Here is a 260-nt window from a genome sequence, read left to right as displayed (position 1 = left end):
TCGGTGCCACGGTCCATGGCCCAGGCCCTCTCTCCCCAGAGCTTCACAAGATCTGTCCCGCTGCCACCACGGTACGGGGGCGGTGGGCCGGGATGTGCGGCAATGCTGGAATTGGTGCGACCGGGGCGCCGCCGGGCGCACAGGGCGCTCGACGGGGCGTGCGCGCGCCGTACGGCGGCCCGTTCCCGGTCACGGTGCTCCATGCGCGCCCCCCGAGCCCCTCGCGGCCCTCAGTCCTCGTACCCGAGCTGGAGGTCGCG

The sequence above is a fragment of the Streptomyces niveiscabiei genome, from assembly GCF_001419795.1.
In the GTDB taxonomy this organism is placed as follows: Bacteria; Actinomycetota; Actinomycetes; order Streptomycetales; family Streptomycetaceae; genus Streptomyces; species Streptomyces niveiscabiei.
Note: the sequence above shows the minus strand (reverse complement) of the source record.